Origin of the sequence: Klebsiella indica, assembly GCF_005860775.1 — a bacterium.
In the GTDB taxonomy this organism is placed as follows: domain Bacteria; phylum Pseudomonadota; class Gammaproteobacteria; order Enterobacterales; family Enterobacteriaceae; genus Klebsiella; species Klebsiella indica.
Genome location: NZ_VCHQ01000008.1, coordinates 36910 through 62352, shown reverse-complemented (window position 1 = coordinate 62352; position 25443 = coordinate 36910). Strand labels below are relative to the sequence as shown.

General features: G+C 54.6%; 23 protein-coding genes and 3 tRNA genes. 11 read left to right on the top strand and 15 right to left on the bottom strand.

What is annotated here, in order from left to right:
- Positions 1–61 precede the first annotated feature (61 nt).
- Entirely contained in the window at positions 62–1117 is a 1056-nt protein-coding gene (gene cobT / locus FE839_RS06850) for a nicotinate-nucleotide--dimethylbenzimidazole phosphoribosyltransferase (RefSeq protein ID WP_138360097.1), read from the top strand.
- Positions 1118–1211: 94 nt separating this feature from the next.
- Here the strand turns inward: cobT and FE839_RS06845 are convergent.
- The 3 genes from FE839_RS06845 to FE839_RS06835 form a co-directional block, all read right to left on the bottom strand.
- Positions 1212–1288: transfer RNA gene (locus FE839_RS06845), tRNA-Met, on the bottom strand.
- Between the two features lie 35 nt (positions 1289–1323).
- Positions 1324–1400: transfer RNA gene (locus FE839_RS06840), tRNA-Met, on the bottom strand.
- Between the two features lie 34 nt (positions 1401–1434).
- Positions 1435–1511, bottom strand: a tRNA-Met gene (locus tag FE839_RS06835).
- A 211-nt stretch (positions 1512–1722) separates the two neighbouring features.
- On the opposite strand from FE839_RS06835, the gene mltA reads away from it, so the two are divergent.
- Positions 1723–2820 carry a murein transglycosylase A gene (gene mltA, locus FE839_RS06830; protein WP_138360096.1) on the top strand — a complete coding sequence of 366 codons (1098 nt, stop codon included), beginning with the start codon at positions 1723–1725 and terminating at the stop codon, positions 2818–2820.
- A gap of 121 nt (positions 2821–2941) precedes the next feature.
- Complete coding sequence (gene tcdA / locus FE839_RS06825; RefSeq protein WP_138360095.1) at positions 2942–3763, top strand: tRNA cyclic N6-threonylcarbamoyladenosine(37) synthase TcdA; 822 nt, start codon at positions 2942–2944, stop codon at positions 3761–3763.
- A gap of 45 nt (positions 3764–3808) precedes the next feature.
- On the opposite strand, the gene csdE is transcribed toward tcdA, so the two are convergent.
- Positions 3809–4240, bottom strand: a complete 432-nt coding sequence (csdE, locus tag FE839_RS06820; RefSeq protein WP_138360094.1) for a cysteine desulfurase sulfur acceptor subunit CsdE — start codon at positions 4238–4240, stop codon at positions 3809–3811.
- The gene (csdA, locus tag FE839_RS06815; protein ID WP_138360093.1) at positions 4240–5445 is read right to left on the bottom strand and encodes a cysteine desulfurase CsdA; all 1206 of its coding nucleotides are present in this window, start codon (positions 5443–5445) and stop codon (positions 4240–4242) included. The genes csdE and csdA overlap by 1 nt, the downstream gene beginning before the upstream one ends.
- 432 nt (positions 5446–5877) lie before the next feature.
- On the opposite strand from csdA, the gene gcvA reads away from it, so the two are divergent.
- From gcvA to rlmM, 3 genes are read left to right on the top strand one after another with little or no spacing between them, the layout of a single operon-like run.
- Positions 5878–6795, top strand: coding sequence for a glycine cleavage system transcriptional regulator GcvA (gcvA, locus tag FE839_RS06810; protein ID WP_138360210.1), 918 nt, complete (start codon positions 5878–5880; stop codon positions 6793–6795).
- Positions 6796–6814: 19 nt separating this feature from the next.
- A complete protein-coding gene (locus FE839_RS06805; RefSeq protein ID WP_138360092.1) occupies positions 6815–7210 on the top strand; it encodes a DUF423 domain-containing protein in 396 nt (131 codons plus the stop codon).
- On the top strand, positions 7203–8303 hold the full coding sequence (gene rlmM / locus FE839_RS06800; protein ID WP_138360091.1) for a 23S rRNA (cytidine(2498)-2'-O)-methyltransferase RlmM: 1101 nt from the start codon (positions 7203–7205) through the stop codon (positions 8301–8303). The genes FE839_RS06805 and rlmM overlap by 8 nt, the downstream gene beginning before the upstream one ends.
- 63 nt (positions 8304–8366) lie before the next feature.
- Here the strand turns inward: rlmM and fucR are convergent, their stop codons facing one another.
- The 5 genes from fucR to fucP all read right to left on the bottom strand — a co-directional run bounded on the left by fucR (position 8367) and on the right by fucP (position 14198).
- Entirely contained in the window at positions 8367–9077 is a 711-nt protein-coding gene (gene fucR, locus FE839_RS06795; RefSeq protein WP_138360090.1) for an L-fucose operon activator, read from the bottom strand.
- A gap of 57 nt (positions 9078–9134) precedes the next feature.
- Positions 9135–9557 (bottom strand): L-fucose mutarotase, encoded by a 423-nt coding sequence (fucU, locus tag FE839_RS06790; protein WP_138360089.1) that lies wholly within the window; start codon positions 9555–9557, stop codon positions 9135–9137.
- 1 nt (position 9558) lies between these two features.
- Complete coding sequence (fucK, locus tag FE839_RS06785) at positions 9559–10977, bottom strand: L-fuculokinase (RefSeq protein ID WP_138360088.1); 1419 nt, start codon at positions 10975–10977, stop codon at positions 9559–9561.
- Positions 10978–11080: 103 nt separating this feature from the next.
- A complete protein-coding gene (gene fucI / locus FE839_RS06780; protein WP_138360087.1) occupies positions 11081–12856 on the bottom strand; it encodes an L-fucose isomerase in 1776 nt (591 codons plus the stop codon).
- A 31-nt stretch (positions 12857–12887) separates the two neighbouring features.
- Positions 12888–14198: an L-fucose:H+ symporter permease gene (gene fucP / locus FE839_RS06775; protein ID WP_138360086.1), complete on the bottom strand. Its 1311-nt coding sequence runs from the start codon at positions 14196–14198 to the stop codon at positions 12888–12890.
- Positions 14199–14767: 569 nt separating this feature from the next.
- On the opposite strand from fucP, the gene fucA reads away from it, so the two are divergent.
- Positions 14768–15415, top strand: a complete 648-nt coding sequence (gene fucA, locus FE839_RS06770) for an L-fuculose-phosphate aldolase (protein ID WP_138360085.1) — start codon at positions 14768–14770, stop codon at positions 15413–15415.
- A 27-nt stretch (positions 15416–15442) separates the two neighbouring features.
- Positions 15443–16591, top strand: a complete 1149-nt coding sequence (gene fucO, locus FE839_RS06765) for a lactaldehyde reductase (protein WP_138360084.1) — start codon at positions 15443–15445, stop codon at positions 16589–16591.
- 90 nt (positions 16592–16681) lie between these two features.
- On the opposite strand, the gene xni is transcribed toward fucO, so the two are convergent.
- From xni to queF, 5 genes are all read right to left on the bottom strand, one after another.
- Positions 16682–17437 carry a flap endonuclease Xni gene (gene xni / locus FE839_RS06760; protein ID WP_138360083.1) on the bottom strand — a complete coding sequence of 252 codons (756 nt, stop codon included), beginning with the start codon at positions 17435–17437 and terminating at the stop codon, positions 16682–16684.
- 170 nt (positions 17438–17607) lie between these two features.
- Positions 17608–18975 (bottom strand): L-serine ammonia-lyase, encoded by a 1368-nt coding sequence (locus tag FE839_RS06755; protein WP_138360082.1) that lies wholly within the window; start codon positions 18973–18975, stop codon positions 17608–17610.
- Positions 18976–19035: 60 nt separating this feature from the next.
- Positions 19036–20331 carry an HAAAP family serine/threonine permease gene (locus FE839_RS06750; protein WP_138360081.1) on the bottom strand — a complete coding sequence of 432 codons (1296 nt, stop codon included), beginning with the start codon at positions 20329–20331 and terminating at the stop codon, positions 19036–19038.
- A gap of 465 nt (positions 20332–20796) precedes the next feature.
- Positions 20797–22164 carry a nucleotide 5'-monophosphate nucleosidase PpnN gene (gene ppnN / locus FE839_RS06745; protein WP_138360080.1) on the bottom strand — a complete coding sequence of 456 codons (1368 nt, stop codon included), beginning with the start codon at positions 22162–22164 and terminating at the stop codon, positions 20797–20799.
- Positions 22165–22275: 111 nt separating this feature from the next.
- Positions 22276–23121 carry an NADPH-dependent 7-cyano-7-deazaguanine reductase QueF gene (gene queF, locus FE839_RS06740; protein WP_138360079.1) on the bottom strand — a complete coding sequence of 282 codons (846 nt, stop codon included), beginning with the start codon at positions 23119–23121 and terminating at the stop codon, positions 22276–22278.
- 69 nt (positions 23122–23190) lie between these two features.
- Between queF and syd the strand changes: the two genes are divergently transcribed.
- The 3 genes from syd to truC all read left to right on the top strand — a co-directional run bounded on the left by syd (position 23191) and on the right by truC (position 25443).
- On the top strand, positions 23191–23736 hold the full coding sequence (syd, locus tag FE839_RS06735) for a SecY-interacting protein (protein ID WP_138360078.1): 546 nt from the start codon (positions 23191–23193) through the stop codon (positions 23734–23736).
- Positions 23737–24319: 583 nt separating this feature from the next.
- Positions 24320–24649, top strand: coding sequence for a YqcC family protein (locus FE839_RS06730; protein ID WP_138360077.1), 330 nt, complete (start codon positions 24320–24322; stop codon positions 24647–24649).
- Positions 24649–25443 carry a tRNA pseudouridine(65) synthase TruC gene (gene truC, locus FE839_RS06725; protein ID WP_138360209.1) on the top strand — a complete coding sequence of 265 codons (795 nt, stop codon included), beginning with the start codon at positions 24649–24651 and terminating at the stop codon, positions 25441–25443. The genes FE839_RS06730 and truC overlap by 1 nt, the downstream gene beginning before the upstream one ends.

Sequence of the window (25443 nt, the reverse complement as noted above, 5' to 3'; positions counted from 1 at the left end):
TATCGGGAAGCTATTTTCCTGCTGGTTCAGCCTTGAGCCAGCCAACATGACGAGAATTTCTATGCACAGCTTAACTGCATTACTGGGTGCGATCCCCGCGCCTGATGAAAACGCGATGGCGAGCGCCCGTCTGCATATCGATGGACTGCTTAAACCGCCCGGAAGCCTTGGCCGCCTTGAAGATCTCGCCGTACAGCTGGCGGGGATGCCCGGCCTTGATGGCATACCGCAGGTGAAAAAGAAGGCGCTGTTGGTGATGTGTGCTGACCACGGCGTCTGGGACGAAGGCGTGGCGATTTCGCCAAAAGCGGTAACCGCTATTCAGGCCGCAAATATGACGCGAGGCAAGACCGGCGTTTGCGTGCTGGCCGCCCAGGCGGGGGCGAAGGTACATGTGATTGATGTCGGGATCGATGCTGAACCGATCCCTGGCGTTATCAACATGCGGGTAGCGCGCGGCTGCGGGAATATCGCCGTTGGCCCGGCAATGCGTCGCGGCCAGGCGGAAGAGCTGCTATTGGCGACGATGCTCTATACGCGCGAGCTGGCGCGGGACGGCGTGACCCTGTTTGGCGTCGGGGAGCTGGGAATGGCGAATACCACTCCGGCGGCGGCAATTGTCAGCGTCCTGACCGGCAGCGATGCGCAAGAGGTGGTGGGAATCGGTGCGAATTTGCCGTTGACCAGAATGAGCAACAAAGTAGCAGTGGTGCGCCGGGCTATCGCTGTCAATCAGCCCGATCCGCATGATGGCCTGGACGTTCTGGCGAAAGTGGGCGGTTTCGATCTTCTGGGGATGGCGGGTGTGATGCTGGGGGCGGCTTCCTGCGGGCTGCCGGTAGTGCTGGATGGCTTTTTGTCCTACGCGGCGGCGCTGGCGGCGTGCCAAATTGCACCGGAACTGAAACCCTATCTTATCCCTTCGCACTATTCGGCGGAGAAGGGAGCGCGTACGGCGCTGATGCACCTGGAGCTGGAACCGTATCTCAATATGGGAATGCGTCTGGGCGAGGGGAGCGGCGCGGCGCTGGCGATGCCGATCGTCGAGGCGGCCTGTGCGATATACCATGAGATGGGAATGCTGGCGGAGAGTAATATTGTATTGCCGCAGGGCTGAGAGGGGCGGGAGCGGCGGAAACCGTTCCCGGAGATATAGTGTGATTTTGCACAGTGCAGAAACAAAAAAACACCCTTAAGGGTGCTTGTAATGCTGGTTGCGGGGGCCGGATTTGAACCGACGACCTTCGGGTTATGAGCCCGACGAGCTACCAGGCTGCTCCACCCCGCGTCACCGTACTGCTTTTTACTTCATCAAATTTTGATTGGTTGCGGGGGCCGGATTTGAACCGACGACCTTCGGGTTATGAGCCCGACGAGCTACCAGGCTGCTCCACCCCGCGTCACCGTACTGCTTTTACTTCATCACATTTTAATTGGTTGCGGGGGCCAGATTTGAACTGACGACCTTCGGGTTATGAGCCCGACGAGCTACCAGGCTGCTCCACCCCGCGTCCGTGGATGCGCACTATACTCTGCTAACGTTTTGATGCAACCTTTTTTCATATAAATCGCCAATTTTGTAAAAAATGGTGCATATAGAATCACTTCCCGTCCGTTTTTTGAACAAAGCGGCCTTTGCCGTGCGTAAGCGCATTTCATTAGCCCTGACGGTTTGTTATCTTCATCACGCACCCGGACTCAGTAGAATAAAGAAGAGATACCATGAAAGGACGTTGGGCAAGATACGTAGTAACAGGCGCGATGCTGGCAATGCTTGCCGCCTGTTCCTCAAAACCGACCGATCGCGGTCAGCAGTATAATGAAGGTAAATTCACCCAGCCGTTTTCATTAGTTAATCAACCTGATGCGGTAGGTTCGCCGATTAATGCCGGCGATTTTTCCGAGCAGGTGAGACAGATTCGTAGCGCTTCTCCGCGCCTGTATACCAGTCAAAGCAACGTTTATCATGCGATTGAGGAGTGGCTGCGTTCCGGCGGTGACACCCGTACGCTGCGCCAGTTTGGTATTGACGCCTGGCAGATGCAGGGGGCGGATAACTACGGCAACGTCCAGTTTACCGGTTACTACACGCCGGTGGTGCAGGCGCGTCACACGCGCCAGGGCGAGTTCCAGTACCCTATTTATCGTATGCCGCCTAAACGCGGTAAGCTGCCGTCCCGCGCCAGTATCTATGCCGGTGCGCTGAGCGACAAATATGTTATCGCCTGGAGTAATTCGCTGATGGACAACTTTATTATGGATGTCCAGGGTAGCGGCTATATTGATTTTGGCGATGGTTCGCCGCTGAACTTCTTTAGCTATGCCGGGAAAAACGGTTGGCCATATTACAGCATCGGAAAAGTGCTTATCGATCGTGGTGAAGTGAAGCGTGAAGATATGTCGATGCAGGCGATCCGCGAATGGGGCGAAAGGCACAGCGAGGCGGAGGTTCGTGAACTGCTGGAGCAGAACCCGTCCTTCGTCTTCTTTAAGCCGCAATCTTTTGCGCCGGTGAAAGGTGCCAGCGCGGTACCGCTGATTGGTCGCGCGTCGGTGGCATCCGATCGCTCTATTATTCCTGCCGGTACGACCCTGCTGGCGGAAGTTCCGTTGCTGGATAATAACGGCAAGTTTAACGGGCAGTACGAACTGCGTTTAATGGTTGCCCTGGATGTCGGTGGCGCGATTAAGGGTCAGCACTTTGATATTTACCAGGGAATTGGCCCGGATGCAGGGCATCGTGCCGGTTGGTATAATCACTATGGTCGCGTGTGGGTGCTGAAAAACGCGCCGGGCGCAGGCAACGTATTTAGCGGTTAAGGCGCGGATGTCTGATTGTTTGTCTCCCGGACTGGCGTAACGTGGCGTCTCCGGGAGTGTCCGACAGTCGCGGAGGCACGACGGGGCATGCGCTGGCAGGCCCATTATATTCTGAGGTTTTATGTCTGTTGTAATCAGCGATGGCTGGCGCCAGCGTTTTGGCGGTACGGCGCGTTTATACGGTGAAAAGGCGCTGCAATGTTTTGCCGACGCGCATGTCTGCGTGGTGGGGATCGGCGGCGTCGGTTCCTGGGCGGCGGAAGCGCTGGCGAGAACCGGAATTGGCGCGATTACGCTTATTGATATGGATGATGTCTGCGTCACCAATACCAACCGCCAGATCCACGCCCTGGGTGGCAATGTCGGTCTGGCGAAGGCGGAGGTGATGGCTGAACGCATTCGCCTGATCAACCCGGAGTGTCGGGTCACGGTGGTGGATGATTTTGTCACGGCGGAAAACGTCGCTGAGTATCTCGGCGGCGACTTCAGCTATGTGATCGATGCCATCGACAGCGTGCGCCCGAAAGCGGCCTTAATCGCCTGGTGCCGTCGTAATAAAGTCCCGCTGGTGACGACCGGCGGCGCGGGCGGGCAAATCGATCCGACGCAAATTCAGGTCGCGGATCTGGCGAAAACCATTCAGGATCCGCTGGCGGCAAAGCTGCGCGAGCGGCTGAAGAGCCAGTTTGGGGTGGTGAAGAACAGTAAAGGTAAACTCGGCGTGGATTGCGTCTTTTCTACCGAAGCGCTGGTTTATCCGCAGGCGGACGGCAGCGTTTGTGCGATGAAAAGCACCGCTGAAGGCCCGAAACGGATGGATTGCGCGTCTGGATTTGGCGCGGCGACGATGGTGACCGCCACCTTTGGGTTTGTCGCGGTCTCCCATGCGTTGAAAAAAATGCTGGCGAAAGCGGCCCGTCAGGCCACAGTTTCGGCAAGGTAACGTCCCCGGAGACGGCGCTGTAAGCAATCGCCGACTGGGCCTGGATTAAACCTCGCGGGCGGCGGCGAGCACCGCTTCGTTCAGCGCGCTCAGCCCCTGGCTGCGTGAGGCGCTTAGCTGGCCGCGCAGCCCCAGCTCATCAAATAGCGCCAGCGGGTCCCGCGCCAGCAGTTCATCGGCGCTTTTCCCCTCGATAGCGGTCAGTAATACCGCCAGCATGCCGCGCACAATGCGGCCTTCGCTATCGCCGAAGAAATGGAGTTCACCATTTTCATCAACGCGATAGCCCAGCCAGACGCGGTTTTCGCAACCGGCGATCTCTTTAGCCTGCGCTTTCAGATGCGCCGGGAGAGCAGGGAGCCGCTTACCCAATAAAATCAGCTGGCGATATTTATCTTCCCACTGGGTGAGAGGGGTAAACGTCTGGCGTAAAGTCTCTTCGGTAATTTCACGGCCAAAAGGGTGAGGAGTCGTCATTAATCCACCAGTATTTGCAGAGCGTGGTCCACAGCGCGCACCAGCGCATAAACATCGTCTTGCGTATTATAAGGCGCGAACGAGGCGCGCAGGGTGCCGCTGACGCCAAGCGCCGCCAGCAGCGGCTGGGCGCAGTGCTGTCCGGCGCGTAGCGCGATGCCGGATTCCGCCAGCAGCGTCACCATATCGCTATGGTGGACGTCGTCGAAATCAAACGCCAGCAGGCTTGAGTCCTGGCAGCGGAAAGATCGAAAGCCCGGGCGTTTCGCCAGTTCCTCTTCCGCCAGCGTCGCCAGCCCGCGGCTCCAGTTTTCCGCCTGTGCGATGTCCGTTTCCTCCAGCCACTCCAGCGCCGCGCTCAGGCCAATCACCCCGGCGATATTGGGGGTTCCGGCTTCGAAGCGCCAGGGCGCAGACTGGGTTTTGAAACCATCAAAGGTGACTTCGGTAATCATTTTCCCGCCGCCGAGCCACGGCGACATTTTTGCCAGCAGTTTGCTTTTGCCATACAGCGCGCCAATGCCGGTCGGCCCATAGAGTTTATGGCCGGAGAAGGCATAAAAGTCGATATCCAGCGCCTGCACGTCCGCCGGAAAATGCACCGCGCCCTGGGCGCCGTCAACCATCACCACCATCCCGGCATCGTGAGCCAGACGAATCGCCCGAGCCAGATCCGGGCAGCCGCCGGTGACGTTGGACATCTGACCAATCGCCAGTACCCGACTGTGCGGGGTGATAAGCGAACCCAGACTGGCGATATCCGGCAGACGATTGGCCCCCAGCGGCAGTTTCACCACCCGTGCCCCGGTTTGCTCCGCGACCATCAGCCACGGAACCAGATTGGCGTGATGTTCCGCTTCACTGACGATAATTTCATCCCCCGGTTGCAGGCGCGGGCGCACATAGCTTTGTGCCACCATATTAATGGCTTCCGTCGTGCCGCGCGTCCAGACGATATCGTTGCCGGAGGGGGCGTTGAGCAACGCCGCCACACGCTCGCGGGCGTTTTCATAGCGTTCAGTCAGTTGCCTGGCTGCGGCGAACTGGCTGCGGTGGACGTTACCGGCGCTAAGGCGATAGAACTGGTCGCTGGCCTCAATGACCGCCAGCGGTTTGAGCGCCGTCGCCGCGCTATCAAGATAGACGCCAGCATCGGCCAGGGCCGGAAACTGGGCGCGAAATTGGACGGGATTGAATGCGTTCATGAAATTCCTCGTATCGATAGCCGGATCGTCGCGCAATTTTCTTGTCAGAGCAAGGCTGCTAGCGGTATGTCAGGGTGAGGAGGATAATTTTGCGGCAAAAAAAAGCACCGCATATTGCGGTGCTACATTAAATCACTATGGACAGACAGGGTAAATGTACAGGAAGTGAAAAAGGTAGCTTTGCTACCATGGCCCGAAATCAAGGACCAATTGCAAACACAACAACACAACATCACAACCGTAAGCCAAAAGCTTGTTGGAACACGCATTCCAAAAAAAGCTTTTCGTTCCGGCTCAGGAAGTGTCGCCACTATAGGTATTTGCTGGTATAAGCTCAACGGACAAATTATAATAGCTCAGATAAAAAAAACTAATAGGTTAAATGCTGTTTCCTGTTTGTTAAATCACGTTAACATCTGCGCCAGAATAACTATGTCAAAGCGTTTGCCACCACTGAATGCATTACGTGTTTTTGATGCCGCCGCACGTCATCTTAGCTTCACTCGCGCTGCTGATGAACTGTTCGTGACCCAGGCTGCAGTCAGTCATCAAATCAAGTCTCTTGAGGATTTTCTCGGCCTTAAGCTGTTTCGTCGACGCAACCGTTCTCTGCTTTTGACAGAAGAGGGACAAAGTTATTTTCTGGATATTAAAGAAATTTTTTCTCAGCTCACCGAGGCGACCCGTAAGCTGCAGGCAAGAAGCGCAAAAGGGGCGTTAACCGTCAGTATGCTCCCCAGTTTTGCCATTCAGTGGCTGGTGCCGAGGCTGGCCAGCTTTAACTCAGCTTATCCGGGAATTGACGTCAGAATTCAGGCTGTGGATCGTCAGGAGGAGAAGCTGGCCGATGATGTGGATGTGGCGATCTTCTATGGTCGCGGCAACTGGCCGGGGCTGCGTGTGGAAAAATTGTACGCCGAATATTTGCTCCCGGTCTGCTCGCCGTTATTACTTACCGGCGATAACGCGTTGAAAACGCCTGCCGATCTGGCGCAACATACGCTGTTACATGATGCCTCCCGCCGCGACTGGCAAACTTATACCCGTCAGTTGGGTCTAAACCATATTAATGTTCAGCAGGGGCCGATTTTTAGCCACAGCGCAATGGTGCTGCAGGCGGCAATCCACGGGCAGGGGGTCGCTCTGGCTAATAACGTGATGGCGCAGTCCGAGATTGAGGCAGGCCGTTTGGTCTGCCCATTTAATGATGTTCTGGTCAGTAAAAATGCGTTTTATCTCGTTTGTCATGACAGTCAGGCTGAATTGGGTAAAATCGCCGCCTTTCGACAGTGGATACTGGCAAAAGCAGCGAGTGAACAAGAAAAGTTTCGCTTCCGTTATGAACAATAAATCATTGTAGGATACTCACATGACCAGCCGTTTTATGCTGATATTCACCGCGATAAGCGGTTTTATCTTTGTGGCTCTGGGCGCTTTTGGTGCGCATGTATTAAGTAAAACGTTGGGCGTTGCGGAGATGGGCTGGTTACACACCGGTCTGCAGTATCAGGCCGTCCACACGCTGGCGATTTTTGGCCTGGCGGTGGCGATGCAGCGTCGAATCAGCATCTGGTTTTACTGGAGCAGCGTCTTTATGGCGCTCGGTATCGTTCTTTTTAGCGGCAGTCTGTATTGTCTGGCGCTATCCCATTTACGCCTGTGGGCGTTCGTTACGCCGGTCGGCGGCGTCTGCTTTCTGGCCGGTTGGGTATTAATGTTAATTGGTGCAATTCGTCTGAAACGTAAGGGCGTTGTTCATGAATAAAGTTGTTCTCTATTGTCGCCCTGGGTTTGAGAAAGAGTGCGCAGCGGAAATTACCGATAAAGCCTCCCGTCTTGAGATCTTTGGTTTTGCCCGAGTTAAAGAGGACTCCGGCTACGTGATTTTTGAGTGTTATCAGGCGGAAGACGGCGAAAAGCTGGTGCGCGAACTGCCGTTCAGCTCGCTGGTGTTTGCTCGCCAGATGTTTGTGGCCGGTGAACTGCTGCGCGACCTGCCGCCGGAGGATCGCATTACGCCGATTGTCGGGATGCTACAGGGCGTTGTGGAAAAAGGCGGCGAGCTGCGTGTTGAAGTGGCCGATACCAACGAAAGCAAAGAACTGATGAAGTTTTGCCGTAAATTTACGGTACCGTTGCGTGCGGCACTGCGCGACGCGGGCGTACTGACCAATTATGAAACGCCGAAGCGCCCGGTGGTGCATGTGTTCTTTATCGCTCCCGGCTGTTGCTACGCGGGTTACTCCTTATCTCATAACAACTCGCCGTTCTATATGGGCATTCCACGCCTTAAGTTCCCGGCCGATGCGCCAAGTCGCTCAACCCTGAAGCTGGAAGAGGCGTTTCACGTTTTTATTCCGGCGGATGAGTGGGATGAGCGTCTGGCGAACGGCATGTACGCCGTGGATTTAGGCGCCTGCCCCGGCGGCTGGACTTATCAACTGGTGCAACGCAATATGTGGGTTTCTTCGGTGGATAACGGCCCGATGGCGCAAAGCCTGATGGATACCGGGCAGGTGACCTGGCTACGTGAAGATGGCTTCAGGTATCGCCCGAATCGTAACAACATTTCGTGGATGGTCTGCGATATGGTGGAGAAACCCGCGAAAGTGGCGGCATTGATGGCGCAGTGGCTGGTGAACGGCTGGTGTCGTGAAACGATCTTTAACCTTAAGCTGCCGATGAAAAAACGTTATGAAGAGTTGTCGCGCAATCTGGCTTATATTCAGGAGCAGCTGGACGAGCACGGTATCAACGCGCAAATTCAGGCGCGTCAGTTGTATCACGATCGTGAAGAGGTGACGGTTCACGTACGCCGCCTGTGGGCGGCTGTTGGCGGTCGTCGCGACGAGCGATAGGGCGATTGCAGGCTGGATAACGCGTCACGACGCATCCAGCCTGCAATAAGTCGCCATCAGCCGTTATGACTGTGATACGTCCGAAACGATATACGTCACGTCATCGAGGTGTCCGATTCGCGCCTCTCCTGAACGGTTAAATTTGCTCTTATCAATCAGCAACAATGATTGCGAAGCGCGCTTCAACAGCAGCGATTTGAAGTCGGCGTTCACCGCATTTGAGTCCCATAGCGCCCCGTCGCTGTCGATACCTTCGCAAGAAAAAATGAACAGGTCGATCTCCAGCGATTTGAGTTGCGAGATAAGCGATGCGCTGACGTAACAGCCATATTTACGTTGTAGCGTACCGCCGGAGCAGGTCAGTTGAATGTGTTCGCGCTTGCTCAATTCCTGACAAATCGGTTGGCTGTTGGTAAAAACATGCAGATCGATATCAGGCAACTGGCGGGCCAGGTACCAGCAGGTTGAACTGGCATCAAGGGCGATCACCATCCCGGCGTCTATCCAGGCAAGGGATTCACGAGCGATATCGGCTTTGTGGGCATAGTGGCTTTTTAGACGGATGTGAAAAGGGTCGCCGCTGTCCTGGTTTTGCCGGTGAATCACTTTTGCCCGCCCGTGGTTACGCAGCACTTTCCCCTGGGACTGGAGTTCGCTGAGGTCACGGCGAATGGTTTCTTTGCTGACATCAAGCTGCAGCGATAAGGCTTCGGTGGTCAGACTGTTATGCTTAAGGAGCAGGTCTACTATCGCTTGCTGGCGTGCCGCTTTCATTTTTCTCACCCTGGTGTTCGATGAGCGCCCGCATCAGACGGGCGCTGCGGAATGAGATTACGGCGTTACCCCTTTTTTTAAAAGAATATTTCCGTACTTCGCGCACTCTCCTGTGATAACGATCGCAAAGGCTTTTTGCGCGCGTTCGTAGAAAGCAAAGCGGTCAATACGGACGATCGCCGGACAGGGGCCGGAGCCTGAAAGCGCTTCACGGTAACGGTGCTCGACCTGTGGGTCGAGCGTATCACCTTCCACGGGGGCCATCATCACCAGCGGTGGGGCATAGCTATCTAACTCAAACAGCGGAATAATTGCCTGTAGCAGGTCGCTGACCAGCAGGCCATCGGCTCGAATCACCTGCGGCCCCATGCTGTGCGCCGGGAAGTGGGCATCGGAAAAAATAATCTCATCCCCGTGCCCCATTTCAGCCAGCACTTTCAGTAACTCAGGGGATATTAATGGCGAAATAGTCTTTAGCATCTCACACTCCCTCAATAAATTCGGGTTCAGTTTGTGGCCAGAAATAGCGGTATTGATAGTTCACCTGGGCTCTGGCCTGTTCCGGGCTGGTAAATTCACCGACGCCATACCAGCCGAACATGGCGGCGCCAGCGACGGTAGTTTCAGCGTCATCCAGTACTTTTACCGGAATATCAAGCATATTGGCTTTGATCTGATTCCACAGCGCGTTGCGGCTGCCGCCGCCAACCAGCAGCAGTTCTGCGGCTTTAAAGTGGCCAATTTTTTGTAGCGTTTGCAGATTTCGCGCCAGTTGTTCGGTTAATCCTTCCAGCGCGGCGCGATAGAAATGACCACGAGTGGTATTAAGCGTTACACCCTGCCAGCCGGCATTTTGGCTGGCGAGCAGGTCGCAGTGCATCGTCACCCCTTCCGCGCCAGCGGGAATGAGGCGCGCTTCTTCTATCAGCGTCTGCCACGGCGTTTCTGGCGTCCAGAGCAGTTTGCGTACCCATTCAAGCACGCCGGATGCCAGCCATTGCATACCCGGATTATACAACCCTGACTGGCTATCCAGTTCACAGGTTGAACCGGCATAATGGCTGAGCAGCGGCGTGTTCACTTGAGCGCTGCGTACCATCAGGATTTCCCACGTACCGGACGAGAGTACCGGTTCATCCTGTTCTGCGCCGGCGCCAAAGAGGGCAAACTGCGTGTCATGCCCGGCGGAGATCACCGGAATACCCGCCTCAAGCCCAAGCAGGTTTGCAGCGTTGTTCTGCAGCGTGCCAATCTGTTCGCCCGCTTCAACTAACCGTGGAAACAGACGGCGGGGTAACCCTGTGGCCTGTAAAATCTCCGGGCTGAAATCCCGCTGCTGGATATCCAGCATCTGGCTGGTGCCCGCCATAGTGATATCCGTGGTGAACTCGCCGGTTAAGCGGTGGTTGAGCAGCGAGGAAATAAACAACCAGGCGTGCGCCTGTGTGAGCAACTGCGGGTGGTTCTCTTTCAGCCACACCAGTTTATATAGCGTATTAAAGGCAAATGCGCCGACGCCGGAGATTGCCTGCAACTGCTGCGGCGACATAAAACGGCTGATGCTCTCCATTACCGCTGCGGTACGCGGGCATTTCCAACTGATGACCGGATAGAGTAACTGACCCTGTTCATCGACCAGCGCGCCGTCTACGCCGAAGGTGGTCACGGTGATGCCGCGAACCCGACAGGATGACAATTCTCCGCGGATCTGCTGACAGCACTCAGCGAAGCGTTGCAGGATGGCTTCCAGAGACCATTGATGCCAGGCACTGTTTTCTACCGCCATATCGCTGGCATTAGCCGTTGCGGCGCGGGCGACAATGTTTCCCTGTCGGTCAACGGCAATCGCGCGTACGTTAGTGGCGCCGCAGTCGAGAACCAGAATGACGTCTTGTTTCATAGTAGCTCCGAAACGTTGCCGGATGGCGCTTTGCTGATCCGGCCTGCAAAATGCGAAATTGTAGGCCCGGTAAGCTTACGCCACCGGGCAAAGAAGTGACGCATTAACGTTTGTACAGCGGCCCGTAGTTCTGGCAGGCGCGATAATCCTGGCCTTCATTGTCCATACCGTGCGCAGCCCAGGCGGAAGGACGGTAGATTTTCGCCTCGTCCACGTTGTGCATACAGACCGGAATACGCAGCATGGCGGCGAGCGTGATGAAGTCAGCGCCGACGTGGCCGATGGTCAGTACGCCGTGGTTCGCGCCCCAGTTCGCCATCACCGAGTAGACGTCGGTGAACGGGCCTTTACCGGTAAGACGCGGCGCAAACCAGGTGGTCGGCCAGGTCGAGTTGGTGCGGGCGTCGAGCTGATCGTGCATCTCCTTCGGCAGTTCCACGCTCCAGCCTTCAGCGATTTGCAGTACCGGCCCCAGACCCTTGATGATGTTCACGCGGGTCATGGTGAACGGCACGCCGCCTTCGGTCAGGAAGCGAGAGGAGTAGCCGCCGCCACGGAAGTATTCGTGGATCGCCGGGCACCATTCGGTAGCGGCCAGGCAGGCGTCCGCTTCCTGTTGGCTGATTTCCCAGTGCGGCTTCATGGTCGGTTTGCCTTCGCTATCGCGCTGCTTGCAGGCGCCGTCCAGCGCCGCAGAGCCGGAGTTGATCAGGTGAATGATACCGTGCTCCGCAAGGCCGGTGAGCGGCTGGCCTGTGACGCGCTCTACCGCTTCCGGCGACCAGTAGGTCCGCACGTCGGCAAAGATCTGCGCGGTGCCGGTGAGCTGGTGGCCCAGCAGCATCGCGACGCCGTTGAGGCTGTCGTTTTCGGTCGCGACGACAAACGGTTCGCGCACGCCGTTCCAGTCAAAGGAGCTGTTCAGCAGCGCTTCGGCGGTGTCGCCGTTCGGGTATTGATCGGTCCAGTGGCGCTGGCCCTGGAAGCCTGCCGCAATGGCGTTATATCCCAGCGACTCTTCCACCAGCCCTTTTTCCGCCAGCTTGTTGTTGCCCTGCATCATGTCGCGAATGCACATCGCCATCAGCAGGCCCTCTTTCAGCACCGCGCGGCTCTGTTCTTCATTGCGTTTGTACTGCTGCGCGTTCTGATCCTCGCCATAGCGGAAGTTTTTATCCGCCCACGCCAGCGCCATCTCCAGCTCGGCTTCGTCATAGATTTTCTGGTCGATGCGACGGCGCAGCTCGGTCATGTCCACCGCCTGCACTTTCATCCCCAGCCAGGACTCAAAGAAGTTATGATCGACGATGGAGCCGGCAATCCCCATTGAGACGCCGCCCACAGAGAGGTAGCTTTTGCCTTTCATGCTGGCAACCGCCAGACCTGCGCGCGCAAAGCGCAACAGTTTTTCTTCAACGTCGGCAGGGATCGAGGTGTCGTCGGCATCCTGTACGTTATGGCCATAAATAGAGAATGCCGGAATGCCTTTCTGGCTGTGCGCGGCCAGCGCTGCTGCAAGGTACACCGCGCCAGGACGTTCGGTGCCGTTAAATCCCCAGATGGCTTTCGGGCGCATTGGGTCCATATCGATGGTTTCGCTGCCGTAGCACCAGCAGGGGGTGACGGTAATGGTGACGCCAACATTCTGGCTGCTGAATTTCTCTTCACAGGCGGCAGATTCCGCCATTCCGGCAATGCAGGTATCCGCAATCACGCACTCAATCTGTGCGCCGCAGGCATGGCGCAGTTTCTCTGTGATCAGCGCGGCGGTGGCTTTCGCCATATTCATGGTTTGTTCTTCCAGCGACTCGCGTACCCCCATGCGACGTCCATCAATAACCGGGCGAATGCCAATTTTCGGTAAGCTGATTTTTTTCATTACAGGTTCCTTACGTTATTCGGAAAAATGTTCAGTTAGTTGCCGCTTGTGAACGGAAACGGGCAAAGATGAAGATGACGGCAAAGCAGAGCGCCGGGACCAGCTCAGCCGTTGGGATGTTGCCTGCGGCATCGCTGACAAAACCCATGACCGGCGTGACGATACCGCCGCCAATAATTGTCATGACGATGAAAGAGGAGCCGTATTTGGTGTCCGGCCCCAGATTTTTGATACCCAGCGAGAAAATGGTGGGATACTGAACTGACATAAATGCACTACACAGGGTCAGGGCCAGCAGACCTACATGACCACCGGAAAACGCCGAAATCAGACACAGGATCATGGCGAACAGGGCATAGGCTGCCAGCACTTTATGCGGCGCAAAGCGGCTGATAAGCCAGGTGCCGGAGAAGCGGCCGATAAAGAAGCACACCATCGTGCCGGTCAGGTAGTTGGCGGCGAAACCAGGCGTCATGCCGGGGATCTCTTCGATAGCGTAACGGATCAGGTAGCTCCAGCAGGCGGTTTGCGCGCCGACGTAGCAGAACTGCGCCAGCACCGCCCAGCGCCAGTGGCGAATGCGTACCAGCCGGGAAAGTGAAGCGATGAATGAACTCTGGTTGCCATCGCTATGATCGTCACTCTGTAGCGCCGGGAATTTGGTCAGCATAATCAACAGCGCAATCAGTAAGACGATCGCGACGATGATCATATAAGGGGTTTGTACAGATAGCACCAGACTGTGTTTATAGGCGCTAAGCTGCTCCGGCGTCATTTTATCGAGCACATCCTGTGATTTGTGTGGCACATTAGACAAAATAAGGCTTTGCCCAAAGACCACGGCAATAATGGCACCAAAAGAGTTAAAAGTTTGTGCCAGATTAAGACGGAAGTGCCCACCACTTTCTGGACCTAATACGGTAACAAAAGGGTTGGCAGCAGTTTCCAGACAACCTAAACCTGCAGCAATAATAAACAGGCCAATCAGGAATAAGGTGTAATTCATTATCTCTGCGGCCGGCCAGAATAATGCGGCGCCGAGAGCGTAGAGAAATAGTCCGGTGATTATCCCCGCTTTATAACTCAACTTTTTCATCAGAATACCCGCAGGGATGGGAATAACAAAATAGCCGAAATAAAAAGCAGACTGAATCAAACCTGCCTGGAAATTAGTTAACGTAAAGGCTTGCTGAAATTGTGGTAATAAAATGTCGTTAAGATTGTTGGCTACTGCCCAAAGAAAAAATAGCGAGCACAGCAGGGCGAAAGGAATAATGTAGCGTTTGCTCTGCCCTGTCTCCACCGCACGAAAACTCTGCGTTTGTATTGTTGTGTTTCCCATAGCATCCTCATTGGTTCAGAAGCGTGTTCAGCAGCATTTGTGAGTGATCGGTTATACCCGTCAAACCGCAAAAATCAGGTGAGTTCCGGGACGAGGTAAACAGTAAAAAAACGTCACGGGATGAACTCATGAATTCATTTTCAAATAAAAAATGGCTTTTAATATGATGACGGTCACATTTAGCACGCATTGAGTGATTTTATGTGATTATTGTCACTTTAATAATCGGGAAAATATGACCGTTTGAGTAAGTTAATTCTAAAATCCACAAAAGAGATGACCGATTTAATTTATAATGTGGAAAACGGTCAGTTGTTACATTTTTTCCGGGAATGCCCGTTTTTTTATGTATTAGTAAGAACGGGCATTTTTCGAAAATAGAAAATACACAACTTCTTTCTTTTTTGGCGGAAATAAGTGAGGAGTATCACAGAACAGGTTTATGTAAATTCCTTTCTGATTATTCGCGACGATGATGGTGAACAACTATTTGAGTTATTCAACAGCGTCGGTGAAACATCCGGCGAGTTGTCTGTTGTCGCATTGAGCATCATAAAGAGAGGTAAAGAATGGAACGAAATAGACTGGCCCGGCAGATTATTGATACCTGCCTGGAAATGACCCGACTGGGATTGAACCAGGGGACAGCAGGTAATGTGAGCGTGCGTTATCAGGGCGGGATGCTGATAACGCCAACGGGTATTCCTTATGAAAAGTTAACAGAAGCACACATTGTCTATATTAACGCCGAGGGTCAGCATGAACAGGGCAAACTGCCCTCCAGTGAGTGGCGTTTCCATATGGCGGCCTATCAGACGCGCCCTGATGCTAATGCTGTCGTCCACAACCATGCGGTTCACTGCACCGCGGTTTCAATCCTCAACCGTCCGATTCCGGCTATTCATTATATGATTGCTGCGGCGGGCGGTAATTCTATTCCCTGCGCGCCGTACGCGACTTTTGGTACCCGCGAGCTGTCCGAATATGCGTCTGAGGCGCTCAAAAATCGCAAAGCGACGCTGTTGCAACATCATGGCCTGATCGCCTGTGAAGAGAATCTGGAAAAAGCGCTGTGGCTGGCGCATGAAGTGGAAGTGCTGGCGCAGCTGTATCTTAGCACGTTGGCTATTGTCGACCCGGTTCCGGTTCTGGATGATGAGGCGATCGCTATCGTACTGGAGAAATTCAAAACTTATGGATTACGTATCGAAGAGTGATCCTGTAAAACGAAAAGGAGACCGGTGATGGCAAACAGAATGATCCTCAACGAAACGGCATGGTTTGGCCGGGGGGCGGTGGCGGCGTTAACCGATGAGGTTCAACGCCGGGGCTATCGCAAGGCGCTAATTGTCAGTGACAAAACGCTGGTGCAGTGCGGTGTGGTCAGAAACGTCACGGAGAAGATGGATGCCGCAGGGCTGGCATGGGCGATCTACGATGGCGTGATCCCGAATCCAACCATCGGCGTGGTGAAAGAGGGACTGAACGCATTTCAACAAAGCGGGGCGGATTACCTGATTGCCATTGGCGGCGGCTCCCCGCAGGATACCTGTAAGGCGATCGGCATTATCAGCAATAACCCGGAGTTTGCTGACGTACGCAGTCTGGAAGGGCTGTCGCCGACCCGTTATCCGAGCGTGCCGGTGATGGCTATTCCGACCACCGCGGGAACGGCGGCGGAAGTGACCATTAACTATGTGATCACCGATGAAGAAAAGCGGCGTAAATTTGTGTGTGTCGATCCGCATGATATCCCGCAGGTCGCGTTTATTGATGCCGACATGATGGACGGCATGCCGCCCGCGCTGAAAGCGGCAACCGGCGTGGATGCGCTGACTCATGCGATAGAGGGCTATATCACCCGCGCCGCATGGGCGTTGACGGATGCGCTGCATATTAAAGCCATTGCGATTATTGCCGGGGCGCTGCGCGGTTCCGTTGCGGGCGAGCGGGATGCCGGGGAAGCGATGGCGCTGGGGCAGTACGTTGCCGGGATGGGCTTTTCCAACGTTGGTCTGGGGCTGGTGCACGGAATGGCGCACCCGTTGGGCGCGTTTTACAACACGCCACATGGCGTGGCGAACGCAATTTTGCTGCCGCATGTGATGCGCTACAACGCAGGTTATACCGGCGAGAAGTTCCGCGATATTGCCCGCGCGATGGGCGCTAAAGTGGAGTCTATGAGCCTGGCGGAGGCGCGTAATGCCGCAGTCGACGCGGTGTTTGCGCTTAATCACGACGTGGGCATTCCTTTGCATCTGCGCGATGTTGGTGTACGTAAAGAAGATATTCCGGCGCTGGCGCAGGCCGCATTTGATGATGTGTGTACCGGCGGTAATCCGCGTGAAGCGAGTATTGCTGACATCGTCGAGCTGTATCATAGCGCCTGGTAATTTTCCGGACGGCGACGTGAACGTTTTATCCGGCTGACAGGATTGCACGAAATGCAGGCCGGATAAGCGCCGCGCCATCCGGCAATAAAACTACCGTATCAGCCGTAGCTGTTGCAGGTTCCCGTCAATATGGAGATCCGTTTGCAGGCGCGCGATATCGCGGCACAAAAATGCCATCTCTTTATGCGCTTCAAGTTTCTTGCACCACTTTTCCACCACCTCGTCGAGGTGCGCATAAATCCCTTCCAGCGTCTGAAACTGAACCAACAATTGAGTCGCGCTTTTGGGGCCGATGCCCGCCACGCCGGGGACTTTTGAACTGCTGATCCCCGCCAGACCCCAGTAGTCCGGCAACTGTTGCGGCATGACGCCGAACTCTTTCTCAATGAATGGCGCATCCAGCCAGCGTTTCTGGAAATAATCGCGAATACGCAGCGTCGGGGAGAGCAACTGGCAGTAGCCTTTATCTGTCGACACGATAGTGGCCTGGTGCCCGGCCTGTGTGACCTTGACCGCCAGCGTGGCGGCTAAATCATCCGCTTCATTGCCGCTGGAAACCCAGCATTGCACGCCGCGCTGTTCGAAGGCGGCGCGTATTGCGGGCATTTCATTGTGCAACTCGTCAGGCATAGGAGGACGACCGGCTTTGTAGTCCGGGAGACGTTGATGACGCCAGCCGCTGTTGCGCGCTTCATCGTCAAATACGGCGACGGCGTGTGTCGGCTGACTGTGGACAATCAACTGCTCAAGCGCATGCTGGCAGGTCTCCGCGCAGGGCGAGCCTTGAACCGCATGAATACGGCGAATTAAATTCAGTGCATCGACGATAAGCAGATGGACGGCCACGGTGTTCTCCCTGACAAATTTGGGGACAGGGTAACATCCAGGGCGACAGGAGGCGAGTGTTGCGAAATAGCGCGATCCGTAGGCCTGATAAGCGAAGCGCCATCAGGCAATAAATGCCGGATGGCGGCGAGCGTCTTATCCGGCCTACAGATCCTGAAACGTGGTAGGAGTTAATCGCAGGCGACGATCTTCATCGCCAGTCCACCGCGTGAGGTTTCGCGGTATTTGGCGTTCATATCTTTGCCCGTTTCGTACATGGTTTCGATCACTTTATCAAGGCACACGCGTGGCTCGCTGGTGCGACGCAGAGCCATACGTGCGGCGTTGACGGCTTTGACCGCGGCGATGGCGTTACGCTCAATACATGGCACCTGTACCTGACCGGCAACCGGATCACAGGTCAGACCGAGGTTGTGTTCCATGCCGATTTCCGCCGCGATGCACACCTGACCTGGACTGCCGCCCAGCAGCTCGGCCAGGCCAGCCGCCGCCATTGAGCAGGCGACGCCCACTTCACCCTGGCAGCCCACTTCGGCGCCGGAGATGGAGGCGTTCATTTTATACAGCGAACCGATGGCGCTGGCGACCAGCATATAGCGGGCCAGCGAGTTGGCATTCACCTTGCGGATGAATTTGTCGTAGTAGGCCAGCACCGCCGGCACAATACCGCAGGCGCCATTAGTTGGCGCGGTTACCACACGGCCACCGGCGGCGTTCTCTTCGTTCACCGCCAGGGCGAACATATTGATCCAGTCCACCACGGCCATTGGGTCGCTATTGGTATTGTCCTGACTCACCAGCATTCGGCGCAGCGCGGCGGCGCGACGCGGTACGCGCAGCTTGCCCGGCAGGACGCCTTCGGTGGTGATACCACGTTCAATCCCGCCGCGCATCACTTCCCAGACCGCGGCGAAGTGTTGTTCCAGCGCGTCTTTACTGTGCAGCGCCAGTTCGTTCTGCATCATCAGGCCGGAAAGCGACAGCCCGCTTTCACGACAATGACGCTGTAAGTCGCCGGCGCTTTTGTACGGGTAAGGGACGACGATCGGCGCTTCACGCGTCAGGCCGAAATGGTCTTCATCGACGATAAAACCGCCACCGATAGAGTAGTAAGTCTGGCTGTAGAGACGCTGGTTGCCTGCCAGCGCGGTAATACGCATCCCGTTTTCATGCAGAGACAGGTTGTCGGCATGGAAATTCATGCACTTATCGACCGGAAACGCCACTTCATGCTGACCCTTCGCCAGCAGTAAACGGCCGTGAGTGTTCACGTCCTGAATAAAGAACGGAATGGCGTCGATGTCGACGGTATCCGGCAGATTTCCCGCCAGACCCATAATAATGGCAATGTCAGTATGGTGACCTTTACCGGTCAGCGACAGTGAACCATAGACATCCACCACGACGCGGGTGACATCGGTCAGAATATTGCGGGCAATCAGATCATCCGTGAATTGTTTGCCCGCCTTCATTGGTCCGACGGTATGAGAACTGGAAGGGCCAATGCCGATTTTAAAAATATCGAATACGCTAATCATAGGGCATCCATTGCTTAAATCCCAGGAAGGACGCGCCACAGGAAAGCGGCGCGACAAAACTCAGTTGAACAGAGAGTAGAAAATCGCGGAGATGGCAATCAGGCCCATCAGTACCACGAAAACGTTGCTGATGTGGCCGCTGTATTTGCGCATCGCCGGGACTTTCTGGATGGCATACATTGGCATCAGGAACAGGATCATCGCGATAATCGGGCCACCGAGGCTTTCAATCATCCCGAGAATACTTGGGTTCAGCGTCGCCACAATCCAGGTGGTGATCAGCATAAACAGGGCGGTGAGTTTGTTCAGTCTGTTGATTTCTATGGACTTTCCTTTACTGCGCAGGGACTTAACCACCATACCGTTAAAGCCTTCTCGGGCACCCAGGTAGTGGCCGAGGAAGGATTTGGTGATGGCGATCATCGCGATGATCGGTGCCATCCAGGCGATGACCGGCGCGTTAAAGTGGTTCGCCAGGTAAGACAGAATAGAAATGTTCTGTTCTTTCGCCGCCGCCAGGTCTGCCGGAGAGAGGCTCAGCACGCAACTGAAGACGAAGAACATCACGGTCAGCACCATCATGATGTGCGCACGTGCGAGAATAGCGGAACATTTCTTTTCCGCGCCCAGGCCGTACTCGTCGCGCTTTGCCACGGCGAAGGAGGAGATAATCGGCGAGTGGTTAAAGGAGAACACCATGACAGGAATAGCCAGCCACAGGGTCATTAAGAGGCCATTACCGGTTGCGGAGGCGCTGTTCAGCGACAGCGTTTCCAGCGCCGCGCCGTTCCATTGCGGAATCAGATACAGCGCCAGAATCATCAGCGCGACAACGAACGGGAACACCAGCACGCTCATTGCTTTAACAATCATCTGTTCGCCGAAGCGCACGATAGTCATCATGCCGACAATCAGAATCAGGGAAAGTATTGCACGCGGCGGCGGCGTCATGTGCAACTGGTGAGCCATGAAGGTTTCAACGGTGTTAGTGATCGCTACGCTATACACCAGCAAAATCGGGTAGATGGCGAAGAAGTAGAGCAGCGTAATCAGCTTGCCCGCACCAACCCCGAAGTGCTCTTCTACCACTTCGGTGATATCTTCTCCCGGATTTTTACCGGACAGCACAAAGCGGGTCATACCACGATGGGCGAAAAAGGTCATCGGGAAGGCCAGAATCGCCATAATGATCAGTGGGATCATCCCGCCCACGCCAGCGTTGATTGGCAGAAACAGTACGCCTGCGCCGATAGCGGTGCCGTACAGTCCCAACATCCACATGGTATCTGTCTTACGCCACCCGCTACGAGTCGGGATGGCATCCGAAACGATGGCGCTGGTTTGAGTGGTTTCCATCTGTATCTCCTGGATAAATCAATAAAATATAATGAATTAAAATTATTTAGTGATATTAAATGTCTTTGTTTGCGTATTTTTTAATATTTTGTACGTGGTGAGCGGGGCGGGAAGATACATTTATATGGTGAATGTGACAGTGATCGCGATCTCAAATACCATAATTCGCTTTTAATGTGGTCATTTTTAGTTCAATAGCCTGTTTATTTTTATATGTGAGATATTTGTGATGTAAGAATGATTATTTACAGTATATGGAAGAATAATGACTAATGTGACAGTGGGGGCCGGGCGTAAAAATATGCTGTTTTCCGCTTAAATACATTTTTTCTAGTGATATTTTTGTGATACTCAGTATTGGCTATTAAGCGGCGGCGCTCTGTGTGGAAAGTGCTACAGATGAAGCGGCGATGGAGAGCCCGGGCAAGGCGTTATCCGCCGCCCGGGAGAAGAAGAAAAGAGCATTCAGGAGCAGATTTCGTAGCAAGGGATATAGGCGGTACCGCCTGGTAACTTCATTCGATGCTGGGCAACAAAGCCCTGTAGCAGATTATCCATGCGGCGCATCATTTCTGCGTCACCATGAATTTTGTAGGGGCCGAACTTTTCAATAGCCTGGATACCCACCTCTTTCACATTACCAGCGACGATACCGGAGAAAGCGCGACGCAGATCCGCAGCCAGTATTTCCGCGGGCTGATCCGGGTATAGCTTGAGATTAGCCATATTTTCGTGGGTTGGATCGAACGGCATTTGCAGATCAGGGGCAATACGCATCGACCAGTTGAAGCTGTAGGCGTCGCCGGATTCGCGGCGGTTCTCTTTCACCAGCGGCATCGCCTTTTTCATCTGACGCGCAACTTCCGCGGCATCGTCAATAATAATGCGATAGTGACGACGGGCGGATTCACCCAGGGTATGCACAATAAACTCATCCAGCACGCAGAAATAATCGGCGCTCTCTTTTGGCCCTGTCAGGATCAGCGGCAGGACCTGGGACTTGTTTGACGGATGCATTAAAATGCCCAACAGATAGAGCAGTTCTTCCGCAGTCCCCACCCCTCCCGGGAAGATAATGATGCCGTGGGCGATACGCACAAACGCCTCAAGGCGTTTTTCGATATCCGGCATGATGATCAGTTCGTTCACCAGCGGATTTGGCGGCTCGGCGGCAATAATGGATGGCTCGGTCATACCGATAAAGCGGCTGTCTCTGTAACGCTGCTGCGCGTGGCCGACAGCGGCGCCTTTCATTGGCGCTTCCATCGCACCCGGCCCACAGCCAGTACAGATATTCAGTTCGCGCAGGCCCAGGTGTGTGCCGACCCGGCGGGCATACAGATATTCGTTTTCATTAATTGAATGGCCGCCCCAGCAGACAACCATATTTGGCGCTTCGCCGACGTGCAGGGCGCGGGCGTTACGCAGAATAGAAAATACAAGGTTAGTGATATGAACCGAGCTTTCTAAGTCGAGATTCGTGAAGCGAACGGTGTTGTGGATCTGACCGTAGACGAACAGGATATCGCGCAGTACAGCAAACAGGTTGGCCTGCAGGGAACGGATAATTCGCCCGTCAACGAAGGCGTCTTCTGGCGGGTTGATCAGTTCCAGCTTCACGCCGCGTTCGCGGCGCAGCACGTTAATATCGAAGTTTTCAAAACGAGACAGAAGCTCTTTGCTGTTATCGGTCAGACTACCTGAGTTGAGCACAGCAAGTGAGCAGTTGCGAAAGAGTTGATACAAGTCACTGCTGGCGGTGCGTTTAAGCATATCCACTTCCAGCTGTGACAGCATATCCATTGAACCAAGCGGGCTAACATGTGTAATCAAGTGAACTCCTTACAGGACCATTATCGTCTTCCTGTGATTACAATAGCCCTGCTGACGGCGTTTTCACAACTTTGCGCGCGCGTTAACGCACGCAAATTGTAAGAATGTTTACTATTGACGGGCGAGGCGACCGATAGCCGGAGCAAATTCGGTGTTACTGCGCCACGGGTTGATGTCCAGGCCGCCGCGTCGCGTGTAGCGCGCATAAACGGAAAGGGATTCCGGCTGGCAGAAACGCTGAATATCGTTGAAAATCCGTTCCACGCACTGTTCGTGAAACTCGTTGTGGTGACGGAATGACACCAGGTAGCGTAGCAGCCTTTGGCGATCGATTGCCGCCCCGCGATACTGGATTTGTATTGAGCCCCAGTCAGGCTGGTGAGTTATCAGGCAGTTGGACTTCAGTAGATGGCTGACCAGCGTCTCTTCGACCACCTTGCCGGAAGCGGCACCTTGCAGGTAGTCGGCGCTGAACTGATAGTTATCGATTTCAATGTCCTGATCGTCGATGCAGGTACCGTGCAGGGGCGCTATTGGCTGTCCTTCCAGTTCAGTGAGGCGATAAAGAGACACCTTGACCTCGCCCTGTGCACAGGCGCTGAGATCGTGCGCCAGTGTTTCCTGAACGTTCTGCCAGTCGGCAAAGCGTGTCTGGTTAAAACTATTGAGATAGAGCTTGAAGCTTTTTGACTCCACCAGATTTACGCTGGTGTCGCTTATTTCAACATGGCCAACGGCGACCTGCGGCAGGCCTTTGGCATTCAGCCATGAAAGTTCATATAGCGTCCAGATATCGGCGCCGTGAAACGGCAGGTTATCAGCGTGCAGATCCAGCGGCTCGCGATTCAGGCTACGCGGTACGCCCTGAAGCAGGCTGGCATCGTAGGTATCGCGGTAATCGGTTGATTTACCGAGCGTCAGGCCAGACAGCGCCTGATGATTATCGTAAGAAGACATGTTTCACCATCGTCAAAGCGGTTACACTATATGCCAAGTGTATCCTGTCTGACATGAAGAGAGAAACCGGTGGAGCAGCAAACCGCAGAAGCGCTACAAGCATTTACCCAACGTTATTGCGAAGCATGGCAGCAGCGGTACTCCACCCTGCCGCGTAGCGAAGAGCTTTACGGCATACCGTCTCCGTGCATCAGCAGCACGGAAGGGAACGGCGTTTTCTGGCAGCCGCAACCGTTTTCTTTAGCGCAAAATATTAACGCGGTTGAACGGGCGCTGGAGATTGTGGTACAACAAGCGCTTCATTCTTATTATACCACCCAGTTTGCCGGTGATATGCAGGCCTGTTTTGCCGATGAAACCATGACATTGCTGCAAAGCTGGAATCCGGATGATTTTCAGCGAATGCAGGAGAACCTCATTGGTCATCTGGTCGTGCAAAAGCGTTTGAAGCTGTCACCCACGTTGTTTATCGCCACGCTGGAGAGTGAACTGGAGGTGATTTCGGTGTGCAATATCAGCGGTGAAGTGATTAAAGAGACGCTTGGCACCCGCAGAAGAACAACACTTTCTCCTTCACTCGTGAGTTTTCTTAATCAACTTAAGCCATTTCTGTAATCACCGTGCCTGAACCTTTGTGAGAGATCTCTTACAAGATGTGTAAGAGATCGGCATTATTTAAACCGCTCCTCTGGCATCGTTGTTTTGATAAAATTGATATTATTCAAATTGTTATCTATTTTTCCATTTGCCCAACCGGCGATAAATCTTAAGGTATTGTCTTAACAAGGGTTGTAAGACGAAGCGGAATCAGAGATTCTATATACGTCGACAGGAAGTCGCGAAAAGAAGCGAACATCAGGATGATGACGCTTCTACAGGACCCGCCGGGATGGCGTTAAGGGACACCTCCAGGAGGGAGAACGAGAGCCGCTCAGGACGTTCGGTGGATCAGGACGATCAGGACGAACTTATGGATGAGTTATTTCACATCGGGGTGGTGTGGAAGCAGGACGCATAAGTTTATGGATGAACATGGTCAGGAGACCCCAGGAAAAGTTTTCAAGGACGAGCAGGGAGCACCAATGTAGCTGGATTGCTGCCAAACGAACCGGGAGCACTGTTGATACAGTGCTCCCTTTTTTTATTTCTCTTCTGAGTTTGCTATCCTGCGCCGGTTTACCACTCATCGAGGTTTCCCATGACTCTTCACCATCGCGTGCGCGAACGTCTGCACGCCATTGAGGCGCTGCTGCGCGCAACGGAACACTGGCAGGATAATGCGCCCGATCGCCGCGCTTTCGCCAGCGAGCAACCGTTCTGTCTCGATACCATGGCGCCACTGGAGTGGCTGCAGTGGGTATTAATCCCGCGTATGAGCCAGCTTCTGGAAAACGAACAGCCGCTGCCGCAGAACTTCGCTGTCGCGCCTTATTATGAAATGGCTCTGGATAATACTCACCCGTTGCGTGAGAAGATACTGGCTGAACTGGTACGGCTGGATGCGCTGTTTTCTGGCGGCGAAGCGTGATGCTGGAGATCCTGTATCAGGACGCGTGGCTGGTGGCGGTGAACAAACCTTCAGGCTGGCTGGTGCATCGTAGCTGGCTGGATCGTGATGAAAAAGTGGTGGTGATGCAGACCGTGCGCGATCAGATAGGCCAGCACGTGTTCACCGCTCATCGCCTCGATCGTCCAACCTCCGGTGTGCTGTTGATGGGGTTGTCGAGCGAAGCGGGTAGGTTGCTCGCGCAGCAGTTCGAACAGCATCAAATGCAGAAACGTTATCATGCGATAGTCCGCGGCTGGCTGAACGAAGAGGCGGTGCTTGATTACCCGTTGGTTGAAGAGCTGGATAAAATCGCCGATAAATTCGCCCGTGGAGATAAAGGTCCACAGCCAGCGGTGACCCATTACCGCGGCCTGGCGACGGTAGACATGCCGGTCGCGACCGGGCGTTATCCCACCACTCGCTATAGTCTGGTGGAACTGGAGCCGAAAACCGGACGTAAACATCAGCTACGCCGCCATCTCGCTCATCTTCGTCATCCGATTATCGGCGATAGTAAGCATGGCGATCTGCGGCAGAATCGCAGCGCGGCGGAACATTTTGGCTGTGAACGGCTGATGCTCCATGCCAGCCAGCTCTCATTAACGCATCCCTTTACCGGCGAGCCGCTGGTGATTCGCGCCGGTCTGGATGATATCTGGATGCGCGCGCTGTCGCAGTTTGGCTGGCGCGGCCTTCTCCCGCTAATTGAAAGGGTTGAGTTTGTCGGCGACTGCGGTCAGGATGAAGAGAGTCAGGTTAATTCAGGGAGATAG